Consider the following 15,869-nt stretch of genomic DNA (forward strand, 5'->3'; position numbering starts at 1 on the left):
TTTGATTCTACTTCGCTATCTATTCCGGCAACTGGTTGGCGCCACTGTCGCGATCAGCTCGATTCTGCTGCTGGTGGTGATCAGCAGCCGTCTGAGCCGCTATCTGGCCGATGCCGCCAGTGGCAAGCTGGCGCCCGATCTGCTGTTCGCGATGATCGGTTACCGCATTCCCGGTGTGCTCGAGGTGGTGCTGCCGCTCGGGTTTTTTCTCGGTGTGCTGCTCACCTATGGCCGGCTTCATGTCGATCGCGAGATGACCGCGCTGGCCGCCTGCGGCTTCAGCGAACGGCGGTTGCTGCTCTACACCCTGTTGCCGGCACTGCTGACGATGGTGGCGACCGCCGCCGTCACGCTGCTGTACAACCCCTGGGGTGCTGCCAAGGCCGAGCAGCTGCTGCATCGGCAGTTGGCCAGCAATCAGTTCGATGCATTGACCAGTGGCCGCTTTCAGACTGACCCCCACAGCGGACGGGTGATCTACATCGGCCAGAGCGAAAACGGAGATCTGCGCGAAGTGTTCGTGGCTGAACGCCTTGCCGATGTCTCGCAGCACAGGGGTGCAGTCGATGATGCACCGGTGGTGGTGGTCGCCACCGCTGGCCGACTCGACTACGACCCGGCCACCGAGCAGCGTTATCTGCATCTGCAGGCCGGGACCCGCTACCAAGGCTGGCCGGGTGAACCACAGATGCGCGTGACCGACTTTGCCGAACTGGGGCTGCGCATCGCCACTGCCACTGGCGAATATCAGGTCCGCAAGCTTGATTCGATCCCCACGGCGCAGTTGTTCGACAGCCACGAAGCCAGCGCCGCGGCCACACTGCTCTGGCGTCTTTCCCCCCCACTGATGGCACCGATCATGGTACTGATCGCCCTGCCCTTGTCGCGAGTTGATCCACGACAGGGTCGCTTCGCCCGCTTTTTGCCCGCCATGCTGATCTACTTCACCTATCTGATTCTGCTCACCACGCTGCGTGATCTGGCGGCCGAGCGGGGCAAACTGCCGCCGATGGTGATCTGGGCAGTGCATGGGCTGTTTCTCGCTGCCGGTGTATGGATGAGTCTGCTCGGGAGCGGGCGCGCTTTTCTTCAAAGTGGCCGAGCCAGAGCAACCCGATGAGCAGGCTGAGCTGTTTCAACCGCTATCTGTTCAGGCAGCTGACGCAGACCACTCTGGTCGTCATTCTGGTGATCGCCGGGCTCGACCTGCTGTTTGCGTTGCTGGGGGAGATGGAAGATCTCAGTGAAAACTACCATTTGAGTGATGCATTGCTCTTCGTGGCCATGACCTCGCCCAGGCAACTGTACGAGGTGACGCCGTTCTGTCTGCTGATCGGCGTGCTGATCGGGCTGGGCAACCTGGCCCGGCAGAGTGAATTGGTGGTGATGGGCAGCGCGGGTGTCTCGAATTGGGGAATCGCCTGGTCGGCCTGCCGTCCGGTATTGCTGTTCATGGTGGCGACGACCCTGCTGGGAGAGTGGGTGGCCCCGGCTGCCGAACAGGCCGCACAGAACTGGCGAGCGCAGCTCAATGGCGACGGCCTTGGGCGTGCGGGCGAGGGGACCTGGTTGCGTGATGGTCCTGATTTCGTCTACTTCAGTGCCATCACCGCGCAGGGCGACCTGCTGGGTGTGACCCGTTACCAGTTCGATCAGGAGCGCCAGTTGGTTCGTCTCAGTCATGCGCAACGGGCCTCCTACGCCGAGGGGCGATGGCAGCTCGACCAGGTGGCCGCCACCTGGCTGACGGCGGAGCAGAGTCAGAGCGAGCAGCTGGCACAACAGGCTTGGCCAAGCACCTTCACTCCGGCGCTGCTGCAGGTGCTGGCACTGAAACCGGATCGACTTTCGGCCATCGAGCTCTACCGCTATGCCGTTCACCTCGATCAGCAGCGGCTGGAGTCGGCGCCGCACTGGCTGGCATTCTGGAAGCGGCTGTTTCAGCCGGCGGCAACCCTGGCGCTGGTGCTGATTGGAATTTCGTTCGTTTTCGGGCCGCTGCGCGAATTGACGATGGAGACGCGGGTCTTTGCCGGGATTGCGGTAGGCGTGGTGTTTCATTTCGCCCAGAACATCCTGGGGCCGGCCAGCATCGTGTTTCAGTTTTCGCCGATCTGGGCGGCGGCACTGCCACCATTGCTCTGTCTGCTGTTTGCGTTGCGTTGGTTGAGGCGCGCTGGCTGAACGCTATCCGCCGCGCTTTTTCCTCTTCTTCTCCGGCTTGGGCAGTTGGACCACCAGCGAAGATGACAGCCGGTCATGCCAGGTCATCCGGTCGCGGTCGACCAGCATCCAGCCATAGCCCAATCCGAGACAGAGCAGCGAAAACAGTGCCCCAAAGAAGCGCAGTACCGCTTGGGGCAGCCTGATGGTCGAGCCATCGCTGTTCTGAATGCGCAGACGCCAGGCCTGCATGCCGAGGGTCTGTCCATGTCGGGTCCAGAAATAGGCAAAAAAGCCGAAGGTCGAAATCAGCAGAATGCTCTGATAGAGCGCCCCCCGCGCCGCCACCTTGCCGGCGGCCAGCGTATCGCCCTGCAGTTGCAGCGCAATGAAGATGTAGGCAGCAGTGATACACATCAGCAGCGCAACGACCAGCAGCGTGTCGTAGAGCATCGCGCCCAGGCGGCGCAGCAGCCCTGCCGGGGGATAGGAAGAGGGAGGCATTGCTGTTCCGGGATTCCTGAGCGGGTCGTCGAGGCGCCGCATGGTAGCAAAATTGCGATCGGCGAAAAAAGCCGCCGACGGTTGGCATTCGGGTCGAGTCTTCGGCCTTGCTGGAACCGCAAGGATGTTATAGTTGGCCACTGTAAATAGGCCTGCAGCGAGACGAGAGGTTTTGGGGCGATTGGTCATGCACTTCAGCCAGCGTCAACTCATCGATCAATTGCGCAGTGAGGTGATCAGCCAGGTCACCTCAGCGGTGCAGCGCACCTTTGAACAGATCGAAGAGAAGGTCTTTGAAAAAGCCGAACAGGCGCGCAGCAACCAGGAGCAGGCCGCCGTTTTTGATGACTTGCGAGAGATTCGTTTCCGCTGGCCGATGGTAACGGAGCACTTTCTGGAGGGGGTGAGCGAACAGATCAACCGGTTTGCGCGCAATCAGCCACTGCCGCCGATCGGTGGGCGACCGGCTGCGACCGGCGGTGGCCTGTCACTGGTGGATGAACATGTGCTCAATGAAGAGATCATCATTGGCAACATGGTTCAAAGCGCCAATGCGCAGTTCCATCAGTCGATCCATGCCCTGAATCAGCGCCTGGCACTCCTATCGCAGGGCCGAAAGCTCGAAGAGTGTGACAACCCCTTTGGCCCGGAGCGGCTCGGAGAGGCTTGCCGTGGTGCTGTCCGCTTGCTCAATCTTTCCGAAGAGATCAGGCAACTGGTTTTGAAATCCTTCGGCACCGAGGTGCTCGAGAGGCTGGGCCGGCTGTATGACCGCTGCAACGACCTGCTGATCGAGGCGGACATTCTGCCGAATCTGGCTTTTGAAGTCCGCCGTCTGCATGGAACGAGCGGCAGTTCGCAGCGGCCATCGACCGAAGAGAGCGCTGAGGCATCTGATTCGCTTCAGGAGCGGGTGTCGCAGCCCTCCGGTTTCGATGCCCGTCCCACATCGCCGTCGGAGCTGTTTGCCCAGGTTCAGTCGATGCTGGCGCAGCCGGTACCCTTGGTCCCGGAGCCCATGGCGATGATGACCGGGGCTGCTGCGCACCCGGCAATGGATCCGGCACTGGCCTATTCGACAGGCGGGGTGCCGATGCCCGCAGTGCAATTCGTGTCTTCCGCGATGGCTGCGGTGCCCGGTGGGGGGCAATCAGCGGCCATGGCAGGAGCGCCGCCGTTGATGTCGGCGCCATCGCTGCGCAGCATGGGGTCGATGCGCCCGGATGGCGTGGCACTGGTGGGCGATGGTGCCAGTTACACGCCTCACCAATTGGCGCAGACGGTCGATCAGATTCAGCATCACCAGTATCAATCTGCCGCTCAGGTCGACCATGCGCAACTGCTGACGGTCGAAGCAGTCAAGCGCCAGCTGCTGGAGCAGGTCGAGAAGCTCAACAGCATTGCCGGAGAGGTGAGGCAGGTCGCTACGGTCGATGCCGACCTGATCGACCTGGTCGGCATGCTGTTCGAGTACATGCTCAACGACGAGAATCTGCCCGATTCGGTGAAGGCGCTGTTGAGCCATCTGCACACCCCCTTCCTGAAGGTGGCGCTGCTCGATCGACAGTTTTTCACCCGCTCCAGCCATCCGGCTCGGCGGCTGTTGAATGCAATGGCCAAGGCGGGTGGACATTGGTTGATCGATGATGATCAGGAGCATGGCGTGTTTGCCAAGATGCGTTCGATCGTGGACCGCATCCTGCTCGAATATACGCTGGAGATCGAACTGTTCGACGAGGTCCTGGCTGATTTCAATCAGTTCATCGAAAAGCTGGAAAAGCGCGCCGACCTGGCCGAAAAGCGGGCGATGGAGACATTGCAGGGGCAGGAGAAGTTGCGCACGGCCCGCAACCGCGCGGTGCAGGAGGTGATGAGCCGCACCGAGGGCCATGATCTGCCCGAGGCGGTCACCCGTTTTCTTGAGCAGCCGTGGGTCGACATTCTGGTCTTCACGCTGCTGCGCAAGGGAACGGAGAGTGCAAGCTGGCACAACACGCTGAAGGTGGTCGATGATGTCATCTGGAGCGTCACGCCCAAGGTGAGCGAGGAGGAAAAGAGTGCGTTGCGTCGGCAGCTTCCCGAGTTGAACGAAGCCATTCAGCAGGGGTTTGTGCTGCTGGGGGGGTATCAGGGCGAAGCGAAACAGCTGCTGCGTGAACTGGCCGCGGCGCAGAGCCGTGCGTTGGAGGCGCGCGCCGAGCAGGTCGCAGTACAGCAGCCAGTTGCTGAAAAACCGCCTGGTCAGCGCAACAGAGTGCGGGCGGCAGAGGCCAGTTCGACGGGCAATCTTTCACCTGAGCTGCAGCAAGCCATTGCCGAGCTGCGCAAAGTGCCCTTCGGCACCTGGTTTGAATTCACCATCAATGCCCAGGGTGACAAAAAGCGCGGCAAACTCTCTTGGTTCAGTCCTCTGACATCGCGTTACATGTTTGTCGATCAAAACGGCAAGCAGGTCGGAGTGAGGTCGCTGATTTCGCTGGCCAACAGTCTGTTGAGTGGCGATGCCAAGGTGATCCGCCAAGCCGAGGAGCCACTGATCGACCGTGCGATGAGCACCATTCATGACCTGCTCTCCAGGCGGTTGCGTCGGAGGGCCGGTGCAGTCTGAGCGGCTTGCTCCATGTTTGCAGATTGGACAGAGCGGTCTTTTCGTGGGGAATCTGAATGGATGAGTTGAGAAAATCTCCAAGAATCACCCTGGATCAAGAACTCCAGGTGATCGACCGCGGCGATGGCAGCAGAATGGGTGTCGTGGTCAATGTCTCGCAAGGGGGGGTGATGGTGGCGGGTGACCGGCCGGTCGTGACCGATCGGCTCTATCGGCTGCGTCTGGAGTTGACAACGCCTGTGGCGGGAAAAACCCACATCCATCTGGGGGCTGATGCGCTCTGGAGTCAGAATGCCGAAGGCAGCCAGTACTACACTGGTTTTCAGCTCATCGATATTGCCGACGATGATCTGGTTTTGCTGCTGGAGTCGGCGGCGAAGTTCTGAAGGGCGACGGCCATTGATGGCACGGTTTGTGATTTGATCAGGTTATAAAGTGAATCGGTGGTTATGAGCACTGCAACGATGGAACGGGTCTTGCCCGAACAGTTGAAATTGTTCTCGTCCTTCAGCAGTTGCGACGATGCATGGTTGAGTGCGCTGAGCGATCAGCTTTCACTGCGCTCGGCGCCCGCCAAAACGGTCCTGCTGAATCTTGGCAGCACCGAACGAGGGGAGCTGTTTCTCGTCGAAGGCACTCTGGCGCTGGAGGCGCGCGATGGTCGCAGGTCGGTCATCAAGAGCGGCAGCGAAAGCGCCGCATTGCCGATCGCACGGCTGCGTCCAAGCATGTACCGGGTGGTGGCATTGACGCCGGTTCGCTTCCTGTGGGTGGCGCCCAACCTGTTGCGGCCGGCGAAGGAACCGGAACCGGCGATGCAGGTCGAGTTCTCGGTACAGACCGCGAATGAGCTGGCCAGGATCGAGGTGCAGCAGGATGCAACGACCGGCAGCCTCTATTTCGACATCTATGAAGATTTGAAAAATGACGCGCTGGCGCTGCCGACCTTGCCGGTGGTGGCGCTGCGCATCCGCGAGATGATCGACAGCGAGCAGAGCAATGCCGAGATGGTGGCCAAGGCGGCTGCCTCCGATCCGGCCATTGCCGCCAAGTTGCTGCGGATTTCCAACAGCCCGCTTTACCGTGGGCAGTCACATTTCGAGACCCTGACGCAGGCCATCGTGCGTCTGGGGATGCAGTCGACCAAGCAGATCGTCACCAGTTTTGCGGTGCGCGAGCTCTTCACCAGTGATCAACCCTTGCTGAAGCAGCGATTGATGGCGCTGTGGCAGCACAGTGTCGAGGTGGCCGCGACCTGTTTCGTGCTGGCCCGCCTCAACCGGGGGCTCAATCCCGAACAGGCGCTGCTGACCGGTCTGCTGCACGACATCGGCGTGTTGGCCATCATCAGCCATGCCGAGCACTATCCCGACATCACCGCCACGCCGGAGCGGCTTGAAAGCGTGATCCATGAGTTTGGCCGGCGGGTCAGCGTGCTGATCCTGCAGAAGTGGGATTTCCCGGCAGCGATGGTCGAGGCCTGTCAGAAGTGTGAAAGCTGGTCCGCCGACAATGGCGCACAACTGACCTATGCCGATCTGGTGGTGCTGGCACAGGTGCACCTGCTGCGTGGTCATCCCGACTATCCGCAACTGCCCGACATCCAGACGCTGCCGGCCTACCGCAAGCTGAGCAACCAGGGGCTGACCAGCGCCGGGTTGCTCAAGATTCTGGACGAGGCCAGCGAGCAGGTCGACGAGGCCAGACAACTGCTGCTGGCCTGATCAGATCAGACCGCTTCGCTGGCCAGGCTCTTGCTGACCACCTCGAGCAGATCCCTTGAGAGTGTCGTACCCTCGGCGATGCGCGCCAGCTCCGCTCGCATGGTCGTCTGCCGTGTCGTCCCGTACTTTTTCCACCGCGTCAGCGGCAGCACCAGCCGGGCGGCGATCTGTGGGTTGAGCGGGTCGATGCGCAGGACCTGATCGACCAGAAAACGGTAACCGCGGCCATCGGTGCGATGGAACTGGATCGGGTTCTGACCGGCAAAGCTGCCGATCAGCGCCCGGCTCTTGTTCGGGTTGCGGAGGTCGAAAGCGGGATGCATCAGCAGCGTCTCGACCCGTTGCAGGGTCTCCGGTCGTGGCGCCGTGGCCTGCAGTGCCAACCATTGGTCGACCACCAGCGGCTCATGCTGCCAGCGCTGATAGAAGTGGGATAAAGCTTGCTCGCGCAGCGCCTCGAGTTCTGGATAGGGGCTGTGCAGCAGTGTGCGCAGGCCGCTGAGTGCTTCGGTCATGTTGTCGGCGGCGAAGTAGAGTCGGCTCGCCTCCTCGGCCCCAGAGACGTCGGCGGCCGCCAGATACTCCAGTGCCACCGCGCGCAGCGCGCGGCGACCGCTCTGTTCGGCATCGGCGCGATAGGGCGGTGCCGGGCGGTTCGCCTCGAAGAGTTGCTGCCAGCGGCCAATGAGTTGCTGGCCGAGTTCCCTCTGCCAGCCACGGCGGGCGGCATGAATCGCCTCGACTTCGATTGGCTCGGCGAGTCCACTCAGGTAGGCCTCGCTCGGCAGTTGCACCATCCTGGCCAGTTCGGCCGGCGTCAACTGCTGATCATCGAGCAGTGCCTGCACGGTTTCGATCAGATCAGCGGTGAAAGGGGTTGTCTCGGTGCGCAGATGGCTGGCGATCTGCTCCTGTACGCAGAGCACCATCAGCCGCTGCATCGCCTCCCAGCGGTTGAAACCGTCGCTGTCATGGCGGGCGAGAAAGCGCAATGCATCGCGACTGTAGTCATACTCGAGCCTGACCGGCGCCGAGAAGCCGCGCAGCAGTGACGGTGTGGGACGCTCGGCGACATTGCGGAATCGTAGCTGCTGTCGGGATTCAGTGATGGCGAAGACCCGCTGGGTGGTGGCCGCGTCGGCTTCGTCATCGCACTGCAGTGGCATCTCCCGACCCTGACCGTCATAGAGGGCCAGACTCAGCGGAATGACCAGCGGCTGCTTGGCTTCGCCCGGTTGTCCCGGTGTCGAGGGGGTCGACTGGCTGATGGTGAGGGTGTAGCGCCTGGATTCGGCATCGTAGGCATCCTCGACCCGCACGATCGGCGTGCCAGCCTGGCTGTACCAGCGGCGGAACTGACTCAGGTCGACATCGTTGGCCGCCTCCATCGCGCTGACGAAATGGTCGGTGGTGACGGCTTCGCCATCGTGCTGGCTGAAGTAGTGGTCGCAGCCACGGCGAAATCGCTGCGGTCCCAGCAACTGGTGCAGCATCCGCACCACCTCGGCACCCTTTTCATAAACGGTCGGGGTGTAGAAGTTGGAGATCTCCAGGTAGCTGTCGGGGCGGATCGGATGGGCCATCGGGCCGCTGTCTTCGGCAAACTGCACCGTGCGCAGCAGGTTGACATCCTCGATCCGCTTCACGGTCGCGGAGCCGAGGTCGGCGGAGAACTGCTGGTCGCGAAAGACCGTGAAGCCCTCCTTGAGACTCAACTGGAACCAGTCGCGGCAGGTGACCCGATTGCCCGACCAGTTGTGGAAATATTCGTGGGCCACCACTGCTGCAACCCGGGCAAAGGCGGCATCGGTGGTGGTCTGAGGATGGGCGAGCACACAGGAGGTGTTGAAGATGTTGAGCCCCTTGTTCTCCATCGCACCCATGTTGAAGTCGTCGATGGCCACGATGTTGTACTGGTCGAGGTCGTACTCGCATCCGTAGTGCTGCTCATCCCAGGCCATGGCCTGTTGCAGTGAAGCCATCGCATGGGCGCACTTGTCGAGATCCTTGGGTTCGACGTGGATGCGCAGTTGCACCGTGCGTCCGGAGCGGGTGTGGAACTGTGACTCGTGGTGATCGAGCCGTCCCGCCACCAGCGCGAAGAGATAGCAGGGTTTTCTGAAGGGATCATCCCAGGTGACCCAGTGGCGGCCATCGGCGAGGCTGCCATGAGCCACCGGATTGCCGTTCGACAGCAGCACCGGAAAACGTTCTGCATCACCAACCAGGGTGGTGGAGAAGCGCGACATCACGTCGGGGCGGTCGAGGTAGTAGGTGATCTTGCGAAAGCCCTCGGCCTCGCACTGGGTGCAGAGGCGCCCTTGCGAGAGGTAGAGCCCTTCCAGCGCGCTGTTGTCGGCGGGGTGGATGCGGGTCACCAGCCGCAGTGTGAATGCCTCCGGCACGCCGCTGATCGTCAGTGACTCGGCATCCTGACGATACTGCTGCGGTGACAGTGGTTGACCCTCCAGCGTCACCGAACAGAGTTCGAGCTCGACACCATCGAGCCGCAGCCGGTCGGTGGCCTGCGCCGCCGGATTGCGGCGCATCGTCAATTCGGCAGTGACCTCGGTGGCGACCGGATCGAGATCGAAATGCAGCCGGGTATGATCGATCAAAAACGCGGGCGGGCGGTAGTCGCTCAGCAGCACGGGTTGAGGGGCGGGATGGTTCATCTGCTGTGGGTCTCGTCGCGGTGGCGGATGACAAGGGGTGCGGCGCTGTCGCCCGGAGTCGGGTCGCAGTCCGATTTCGGCGGAAGGTAGCCGGTGCGTGCCTCTGTGGGCAGGTGGCGGGTCTCATAGGCGATCAGCAGCAACAGACTGTTCTCGCGCTGTTCGCTGCTCAGCAGCCGGCCATCGGGCCAGCGACCGGTCTCGATCGACTGTTTCAGTCGCTGATAGGTGGCTTCATCGAGCGTGTCGACCAGTTGCGGCAGATTCACCGATCACTCCTTCTCTCTGCGTTGTCGAGGGGGGCTTGCCGTTGCGATCAGCGCAATGGCCGCCACCAGCAGTCCGGCCAGCAGGCCGGAGGCATGGGCGGTGTTGGCAATCGAACCGAAACCGGCCATGGTCAGAATGTTGCTGTAGCCGAGTGCCAGCCAGATCAGCAAAAAGCCGATGACGCCCCGGGGCAGGGCGAACAGCCGGGTCTTGCGGAACCGCTCCCACAGCCAGCAGTAGCCGAACAGACCGAAGATCACCCCGGACATGCCGCCGAAGAGACTCTCCCGCGCGACCCAGGCCTGAGCGCAGTTGGAGATCAGCCCGAGCACCACCACCAGCAGCAGCAGAACCTTGCCCCCCTGTGCCCACTCGATGCGCCGTCCCAGTTCGGCCAGCCAGAGCATGTTGAAGACCAGGTGCAAAAGCCCGAAGTGCAGAAAGATCGGAGTCAGCAGGCGCCAGGGTTGGCTGGCCACGGCTGGATTCAGAATGGCGTAGGGGCCGATCTGGGTCAGGTCGTAAAAGGTGAGCCAGCCCAGCAAAGTGGTGCTGTCGGTGAGCCAGAGCAGACCGGTCACACCGACTGTGGTGGCAACCAGTGTCAGCGTCACCGGGGCTCGCAGCCAGGCCAGCCACCACTCGGAATCGTTGGCTACGACAGCGGGTGCGGCCCGATGCTGGAGGCTGGGGTCGGCCAGAAAACGGCGATAGAGCGCAGTGGCCTGTTCGATCTGGCCGGCCTCGCTGACCCACAGCACCTGATGGCCGCGCTCCTCGACGATGCGGTGTTCGATGCCATGGCTGTGCAGCAATCGGCTGAAGCCGCGGAGGTTGGCAGGATGGCTGATTTCGAGCGCCTTATGCATGTCTGCGTGGCTGATCGAGTTCCATCGTCTGCCAGACGAACTTGGCCGAATCGAGCCGGGTTTCGCCATCGAAGCGATAGCAGACCAGCTTGCCTGATTTGACTGCGCTGTAGTCGAGGCAGGCGAGGTTGGGACGGATGGTCTCCGGCACGCCGGTGCGCCAGTAGTGGCCGATGAACAGTGGCGGTTCGTCGGCGCGGTAGTGCAGCAGCCGGGCGCGGTGCTCCTGCGAAATCATGCGCTGCGCCACCTCGACCGGCAGCAGATCGGGCTGGAACAGCAGATCGGCATAGCTGGCCGGATCCTCCTCCCAGAATTTGGCCCGGAAGTGGCTGCGGGCGATGCCATCATGGCCGGTGATGCTGTCGCCATCCGGCAGCGGCAGTATCAGCCCATGCAACAGGCGGTTGACCAGGCGGTAGACGAAGCTGTTGCGCGCCACCGACTGCTGCAGCAGGTCGGCGGTCAGTCGGTTGCCACCATGTTGCTGCCGGAATTGATCGATCAGCGCATGGTCCCAGCAGGCATGCACGACGCGGCAGCCGGGCAGCTCCAGAAACAGCGGCAGCGTCAGGAACCAGTCGAGAAAGGCGTGCCAGTCGGCATGGTGGTTGGCGAACTGCTCCAGCGTCGCCTCGATGACCGCCTGGTGGCGCGGGCTGTGTTCGCGCAGATATGGATGCGGACTGCCCGCCTTGGCCGGCGTGCAATGACAGAGCGCGTGGTACTCATGGTTGCCCATCACCATCTGCGCGGCACCGGCCTCGACCATGTCGCGCACTTGGTGCAGCGCCTCGCGGATGCGCGGACCGCGGTCGATCAGATCGCCGGTCAGAATCAGCTGGCGGCTGGGGTGGCGGTAGACGCCGGCGCGCTTTTGGTAGCCCAGCTTCTCCAGCAGGTGGAACAGGGTCAGCGCGCAGCCATGCACATCGCCGATCAGGTCGTAGCCACCGGGAGCGTCAGCCATGGCGGCACCGATGATTCATGTGCGCTCCAGCAGATTGCCCCAGCCCAGCTTGCTGCGGCAGATTTCGTAGAAATTGTGGCTGAGCGGGTGGATCAGGCGCAGCTTGTGTGGGTATTTCTGTACATAGAGCACATCGCCAGGCGCCGCGATCAGGTGGTCCTGGCCATCGCAACTGATCTGCAGGTTGAAGCGGTTCTCCACCCCCAGAACGATCTTGATCTCGCTTGACCCACCCACCACGATCGGCCGGCTGCTGAGGGTGTGGGCGAACATCGGCACCAGCGCGATGGCGTCGAGTGTCGGATGCATGATCGGCCCACCCGCCGACAGGGCGTAGGCGGTCGAACCGGTTGGCGTGGCGACGATCAGCCCATCCGAACGCTGGCTGTAGACGAACTGGCCCTCGATGTAGAGCTCGAACTCGATCATTCGTGTCGCCTGCCCCGGGTGGAGCACGACATCGTTCAGCGCGCGGCCGCTGTTGACCGGTTCGCCATTGCGCTGCAACTGGGCATCGAGCAGAAAGCGGCTCTCCATGATGTACTTGCCGGCCAGTACATCGGTGATTTTGGCAGGCACTTCGTCGGGAGAGATGTCGGTGAGGAATCCCAGTCGGCCCCGGTTGATGCCCAATACCGGCACCTTGTGTCGGGCCAGTGCGCGGGCGGCGCCGAGGATGCTGCCATCTCCCCCCACCACGATCGCCAGATCGCAGATTTCGCCCAGCAGGCGCAGATGGCTCACCTGCAGGCCATGGTCGATGAATTCGGCGGCGGTGCTCTCTTCAAGGATGACTCGATAGCCTTCAGCGACCAGAAACTCCTTGAGCGTTTTCAGGGTTTCGATCACGCCGGGGCTTTCGAGCCTGCCAATCAGCCCGACATTGCGAAACTGCTCCATTGAGCATCCATCATGACAAAAAGAGTGGCTGATTATGGTGCCGCCGGCCGTTTCCGTCCAGAAACAGTGCTCGACGCAGGGCCACGCGCGGGGCGTGGATGGTGTGTGAGCCTAACCCTGCACGCGCAGGCGATCATGCCGATGGAGCGGGCAGCGATCACTGAGGCCGGTGGTGAAATGGGCGGGTGCCTGCACAGGCGCCACGGGCTGCTCGCAGCGCTTGCCACCGGCCTGAACTGCGTTGCAGCGTGGATTCTGGTAATGATCGAGCCAGAGTCGATAGTGTGTTTCGCTCACCTGACAACGCTGTGCTGCCTGGGCCTGCGGGTTGGCCAGATAGTCAGGAATCGTGGCGAGGGCCAGATTGAAGTGGCCAGCGCCTGGATGGTAGGCGATCAGGGCGACCCCCAGTGCCTGCAGTCTGGCCAGCAAACCATCGGCGCTTTGCCCGGCCCAGTCAGCGCGCTCCTGCTGCAACTTGGCCAGTTCGGCTTCGAGACGGTTGCGGTGCTCGCGCGCATAACAGAGCTCCACCTCCTGGAGTCTGAAGGCTTCATCGAGTGCGGCGAGTCGAGTCGTGTTACCGGCTTGTGCCACACCAAGGTGTGGGGCTTGCTCCTGTGGTTCTGCTTGATGCGGTCTGTTTGCCGGGGAGAGCCTTTTTGTTTCGACCTGTTGGTTGTGCAGTTGCTTCTTCAGAACGAGATTGTTGGTCAGCTCCTCTTCCAGCGAGCGGGCGTAGCGATCGATCTCTTCGCTCAACTCGTCAAGCGCCTGCTGATGCGCCTTGCGCAGAGCGTGGATCTCCTGCTGATGACGCTGTTCGATGGCCTGCGTGTCGAATCCGGCCGTGCCGATGGAGTTCGCGTGTTGTGCGAAGGTGGCGGAAGAAAGCGGTCTGGAGGGTTCGTCCGCAAAGGCGAGGCCCAGCCGGTTCCGGCTGATTGCCTCGTGAATCTGCACCAGCACATTGTGTTCACGCTGGAGGTCGGGTTCCCACAGGTGGGTCTGGAGCCATGGCAGCGGACAGTGGTTGAGGCTGCTGAGACGCAGGTTGGTCTGATCAGTGATGGCGACCGGTTCCGCATAGTGAAGAAGCTGCTCAAGCGGCAGATCCCATTGGCGATCGGCATAGCCATCGTCATCGAAGCCGATCCTGAACAGCACCACGGTTTCGATCACCAGACCCGGCAGAATGGTGACGTAGGCGGCGTCGATCATCTGGCCGGCAAAATCGGCAACGCCCACCACCTGGTCGAGCAGTGCGTCGAATTCGACTTTCAGCATCGTTCTGCACAGTGCGCCGTGCTCGAAAAAGAGCACCGCCTCAGCGCGCAGTGCCGTTGCGGGGTTCATGCAGGAATTTGCCTTGGTTTGATCATGTCATCTGCAATAGAGGAGGCGCCCTGTCGAAGTATAGTGGGGCATTGGCTTGGCACGTTGTGACGAGCTTGGCACAATCAGCACTGTCGGTGGTGGCTGCCCGGTGGTGGTGCCATGACCGGACGCACCAGCAGGAGGCAGTCGCCGTGTTTCAGACAGAAGAGTGTCAAGATTTTTTACAGTTTTGATTTTGGCGCGGAGCTGGATTTTTTCAATAGCTTGATCCAGAACGAATAAAGCATATTGGCCTAATGTTTGCATTTTTCAATTTGCTGTCGTAACTGACTGCTGACCTCAACCCGGAACCCAAGGAGTGATGTATGAAAATGATACCCAAACGTTTCGCAATGGCCCTGCTGATGGTGGCCAGCGCGGTGTTCTCTCTCAACAGCCATGCCGCCACCATCGACCTGGGGAAACTCGGGGTGGGTGATACTGAGCTTGATATCAGTATCGCGTTTGGCAGCATTGCCGATACTTGGAAATTCGAAGTGACCGAGACAGGCAAGCTGGTTAGCGGCTTTGCCGGAATCTTCGGCATCGCTTCGCTGAGCGCCGATATCTCGGGAACTCCTTTTGCCTCAGTTCCTTCCCCGTTGCCATTGCTGTCGCCTGTTCTGCTGGGGCCCTCCATCGTGTTGAGCCCCGGCATGTACAGCATTTCGGTGACCGGAACCACCGGTACTGGCTTTTTCCCCATCGGCAGCTACATAGGTGCGGTTGGGCTGACTGCCGTGCCGCTCCCCGCACCGGTTCTGTTGCTGGGTTCGGCGATGCTGGGTCTGGTCGGTTTCGCGCGTCGCCGCCGCGCATGAGGCTTCGCAGCCAGGCTGTCTGGTCTTGAGAGGGATCAGACAGCGTTGGAGAAAAAACGCCCTGAATTTCAGGGCGTTTTTTTCGAGAATCAAATCGTGCCTGCTTCACTTCACTGCCTGTGCAAGAAGATTGGGACGCTTTGGCAGCGCAATGACGGTGGCTTGACCGTCACGCTCCGCGACGGTTCGAGGAGAGCCGTGGAAGGCATCGACAGCCGAGTCCGTTGGCGGCAAACTGGTTCGCATGCCTTTGGGAGCAGAGCGAACAGGCTGTCGCGGGAGTGAGCCATGGTCCGTTTTCGTGATCGTCGACATGCGGGCGAAGTGCTGGCGCAGCGGCTTGCGCCGTGGATTGGCCGTACTGGTGTGGTGCTGGCGCTGCCGCGTGGAGGAGTGCCGCTGGCCGCGGTGGTGGCGCCAAGACTCCGGATGCCGCTCGACCTGATCATTCCGCGCAAGATCGGCCATCCCCACAATCCGGAATATGCCGTGGCGGCAGTGGTCGAAAGCGGCGCGCGGGCCATCAACAGCGTGGAGGTGGCCGGCCTTGATCCTGGCTGGTTCGAGCAGGCCGTCGCGCGTGCGCAGCAGGAGGCCCTGCGTCGTCGGCGCTGCTATCTGGGTGAGCGTTCGCCCTGTGCGCTCGAGGGCAAGGCGGTGATTCTGGTCGATGATGGCATTGCCACTGGGCTCACGATGGAGGCGGCCATTCAGGATGCCAAGGCGCGGGGTGCGCAGGAGTTGGTGGTCGCCGTGCCGGTGGTGCCGGCCGACACGGCCAGACGTCTGGCCAGGATGGTGTCGCAGGTGGTGGCGGTGGAGATTGCGGAGCACTACCTTGGTGCGGTAGGCGCCTATTACGATGATTTCTCCCAGTTGAGTGACCAGGATGTGATTGAACTGCTCAAGCAGGCCGCTCCTGCGGCGCCGTCCTGACACGCCGGGGCTGTTGAGTCGGAATTCATGGCATCCGTGAGTGAGAGTGAGT

General features: G+C 61.8%; 14 protein-coding genes. 7 read left to right on the forward strand and 7 right to left on the reverse strand.

What is annotated here, in order from left to right; translation table 11 throughout:
- Window position 1: 1 nt before the first annotated feature.
- Together lptF and lptG are read left to right on the forward strand one after the other, a co-directional pair.
- A complete protein-coding gene (gene lptF, locus H7A13_03760) occupies window positions 2-1,120 on the forward strand; it encodes an LPS export ABC transporter permease LptF (protein ID MCP5332458.1) in 1,119 nt (372 codons plus the stop codon).
- Window positions 1,117-2,184, forward strand: coding sequence for an LPS export ABC transporter permease LptG (lptG, locus tag H7A13_03765; GenBank protein MCP5332459.1), 1,068 nt, complete (start codon window positions 1,117-1,119; stop codon window positions 2,182-2,184). Before lptF ends, lptG begins: the two co-directional genes overlap by 4 nt.
- A gap of 3 nt (window positions 2,185-2,187) precedes the next feature.
- On the opposite strand, the gene H7A13_03770 is transcribed toward lptG, so the two are convergent.
- Entirely contained in the window at window positions 2,188-2,667 is a 480-nt protein-coding gene (locus tag H7A13_03770; GenBank protein ID MCP5332460.1) for an RDD family protein, read from the reverse strand.
- Window positions 2,668-2,854: 187 nt separating this feature from the next.
- On the opposite strand from H7A13_03770, the gene H7A13_03775 reads away from it, so the two are divergent.
- From H7A13_03775 to H7A13_03785, 3 genes are all read left to right on the forward strand, one after another.
- Window positions 2,855-5,275 carry a DUF1631 domain-containing protein gene (locus H7A13_03775; GenBank protein ID MCP5332461.1) on the forward strand — a complete coding sequence of 807 codons (2,421 nt, stop codon included), beginning with the start codon at window positions 2,855-2,857 and terminating at the stop codon, window positions 5,273-5,275.
- Between the two features lie 56 nt (window positions 5,276-5,331).
- Complete coding sequence (locus H7A13_03780; protein ID MCP5332462.1) at window positions 5,332-5,661, forward strand: PilZ domain-containing protein; 330 nt, start codon at window positions 5,332-5,334, stop codon at window positions 5,659-5,661.
- A gap of 78 nt (window positions 5,662-5,739) precedes the next feature.
- Window positions 5,740-6,999: an HDOD domain-containing protein gene (locus H7A13_03785; GenBank protein ID MCP5332463.1), complete on the forward strand. Its 1,260-nt coding sequence runs from the start codon at window positions 5,740-5,742 to the stop codon at window positions 6,997-6,999.
- A 5-nt stretch (window positions 7,000-7,004) separates the two neighbouring features.
- Here H7A13_03785 and pepN read toward each other — a convergent pair whose 3' ends face one another.
- The 6 genes from pepN to H7A13_03815 form a co-directional block, all read right to left on the reverse strand.
- A complete protein-coding gene (gene pepN, locus H7A13_03790; GenBank protein MCP5332464.1) occupies window positions 7,005-9,674 on the reverse strand; it encodes an aminopeptidase N in 2,670 nt (889 codons plus the stop codon).
- Window positions 9,671-9,943 carry a DUF1315 family protein gene (locus tag H7A13_03795; protein MCP5332465.1) on the reverse strand — a complete coding sequence of 91 codons (273 nt, stop codon included), beginning with the start codon at window positions 9,941-9,943 and terminating at the stop codon, window positions 9,671-9,673. The genes pepN and H7A13_03795 overlap by 4 nt, the downstream gene beginning before the upstream one ends.
- A gap of 3 nt (window positions 9,944-9,946) precedes the next feature.
- Window positions 9,947-10,813, reverse strand: a complete 867-nt coding sequence (locus tag H7A13_03800) for a rhomboid family intramembrane serine protease (protein ID MCP5332466.1) — start codon at window positions 10,811-10,813, stop codon at window positions 9,947-9,949.
- Window positions 10,806-11,783, reverse strand: a complete 978-nt coding sequence (locus H7A13_03805) for a metallophosphoesterase (protein ID MCP5332467.1) — start codon at window positions 11,781-11,783, stop codon at window positions 10,806-10,808. Before H7A13_03805 ends, H7A13_03800 begins: the two co-directional genes overlap by 8 nt.
- A 15-nt stretch (window positions 11,784-11,798) precedes the next feature.
- Window positions 11,799-12,683 (reverse strand): NAD(+) kinase, encoded by an 885-nt coding sequence (locus H7A13_03810; protein MCP5332468.1) that lies wholly within the window; start codon window positions 12,681-12,683, stop codon window positions 11,799-11,801.
- Between the two features lie 111 nt (window positions 12,684-12,794).
- Window positions 12,795-14,039: a hypothetical protein gene (locus tag H7A13_03815; protein MCP5332469.1), complete on the reverse strand. Its 1,245-nt coding sequence runs from the start codon at window positions 14,037-14,039 to the stop codon at window positions 12,795-12,797.
- Window positions 14,040-14,386: 347 nt separating this feature from the next.
- Between H7A13_03815 and H7A13_03820 the strand changes: the two genes are divergently transcribed.
- Both H7A13_03820 and H7A13_03825 read left to right on the forward strand, forming a co-directional pair.
- Window positions 14,387-14,881 carry a hypothetical protein gene (locus H7A13_03820; protein ID MCP5332470.1) on the forward strand — a complete coding sequence of 165 codons (495 nt, stop codon included), beginning with the start codon at window positions 14,387-14,389 and terminating at the stop codon, window positions 14,879-14,881.
- A 288-nt stretch (window positions 14,882-15,169) separates the two neighbouring features.
- Window positions 15,170-15,817: a phosphoribosyl transferase gene (locus tag H7A13_03825; protein ID MCP5332471.1), complete on the forward strand. Its 648-nt coding sequence runs from the start codon at window positions 15,170-15,172 to the stop codon at window positions 15,815-15,817.
- The last annotated feature ends 52 nt before the right edge of the window (window positions 15,818-15,869 follow it).

The sequence above is a fragment of the Pseudomonadales bacterium genome, from assembly GCA_024234215.1.
GTDB lineage: Bacteria > Pseudomonadota > Gammaproteobacteria > Pseudomonadales > UBA5862 > JACKOQ01.

Excerpts from the sequence above, each read along its gene's own strand:
- lptG (MCP5332459.1), top strand. The coding sequence starts at position 1,117 with ATGAGCAGGCTGAGCTGTTTCAACCGCTATCTGTTCAGGCAGCTGACG.
- H7A13_03770 (MCP5332460.1), bottom strand. The coding sequence starts at position 2,667 with ATGCCTCCCTCTTCCTATCCCCCGGCAGGGCTGCTGCGCCGCCTGGGC.
- H7A13_03775 (MCP5332461.1), top strand. The coding sequence starts at position 2,855 with ATGCACTTCAGCCAGCGTCAACTCATCGATCAATTGCGCAGTGAGGTG.
- H7A13_03780 (MCP5332462.1), top strand. The coding sequence starts at position 5,332 with ATGGATGAGTTGAGAAAATCTCCAAGAATCACCCTGGATCAAGAACTC.
- H7A13_03785 (MCP5332463.1), top strand. The coding sequence starts at position 5,740 with ATGGAACGGGTCTTGCCCGAACAGTTGAAATTGTTCTCGTCCTTCAGC.
- pepN (MCP5332464.1), bottom strand. The coding sequence starts at position 9,674 with ATGAACCATCCCGCCCCTCAACCCGTGCTGCTGAGCGACTACCGCCCG.
- H7A13_03800 (MCP5332466.1), bottom strand. The coding sequence starts at position 10,813 with ATGCATAAGGCGCTCGAAATCAGCCATCCTGCCAACCTCCGCGGCTTC.
- H7A13_03805 (MCP5332467.1), bottom strand. The coding sequence starts at position 11,783 with ATGGCTGACGCTCCCGGTGGCTACGACCTGATCGGCGATGTGCATGGC.
- H7A13_03810 (MCP5332468.1), bottom strand. The coding sequence starts at position 12,683 with ATGGAGCAGTTTCGCAATGTCGGGCTGATTGGCAGGCTCGAAAGCCCC.
- H7A13_03815 (MCP5332469.1), bottom strand. The coding sequence starts at position 14,039 with ATGAACCCCGCAACGGCACTGCGCGCTGAGGCGGTGCTCTTTTTCGAG.
- H7A13_03820 (MCP5332470.1), top strand. The coding sequence starts at position 14,387 with ATGAAAATGATACCCAAACGTTTCGCAATGGCCCTGCTGATGGTGGCC.
- H7A13_03825 (MCP5332471.1), top strand. The coding sequence starts at position 15,170 with ATGGTCCGTTTTCGTGATCGTCGACATGCGGGCGAAGTGCTGGCGCAG.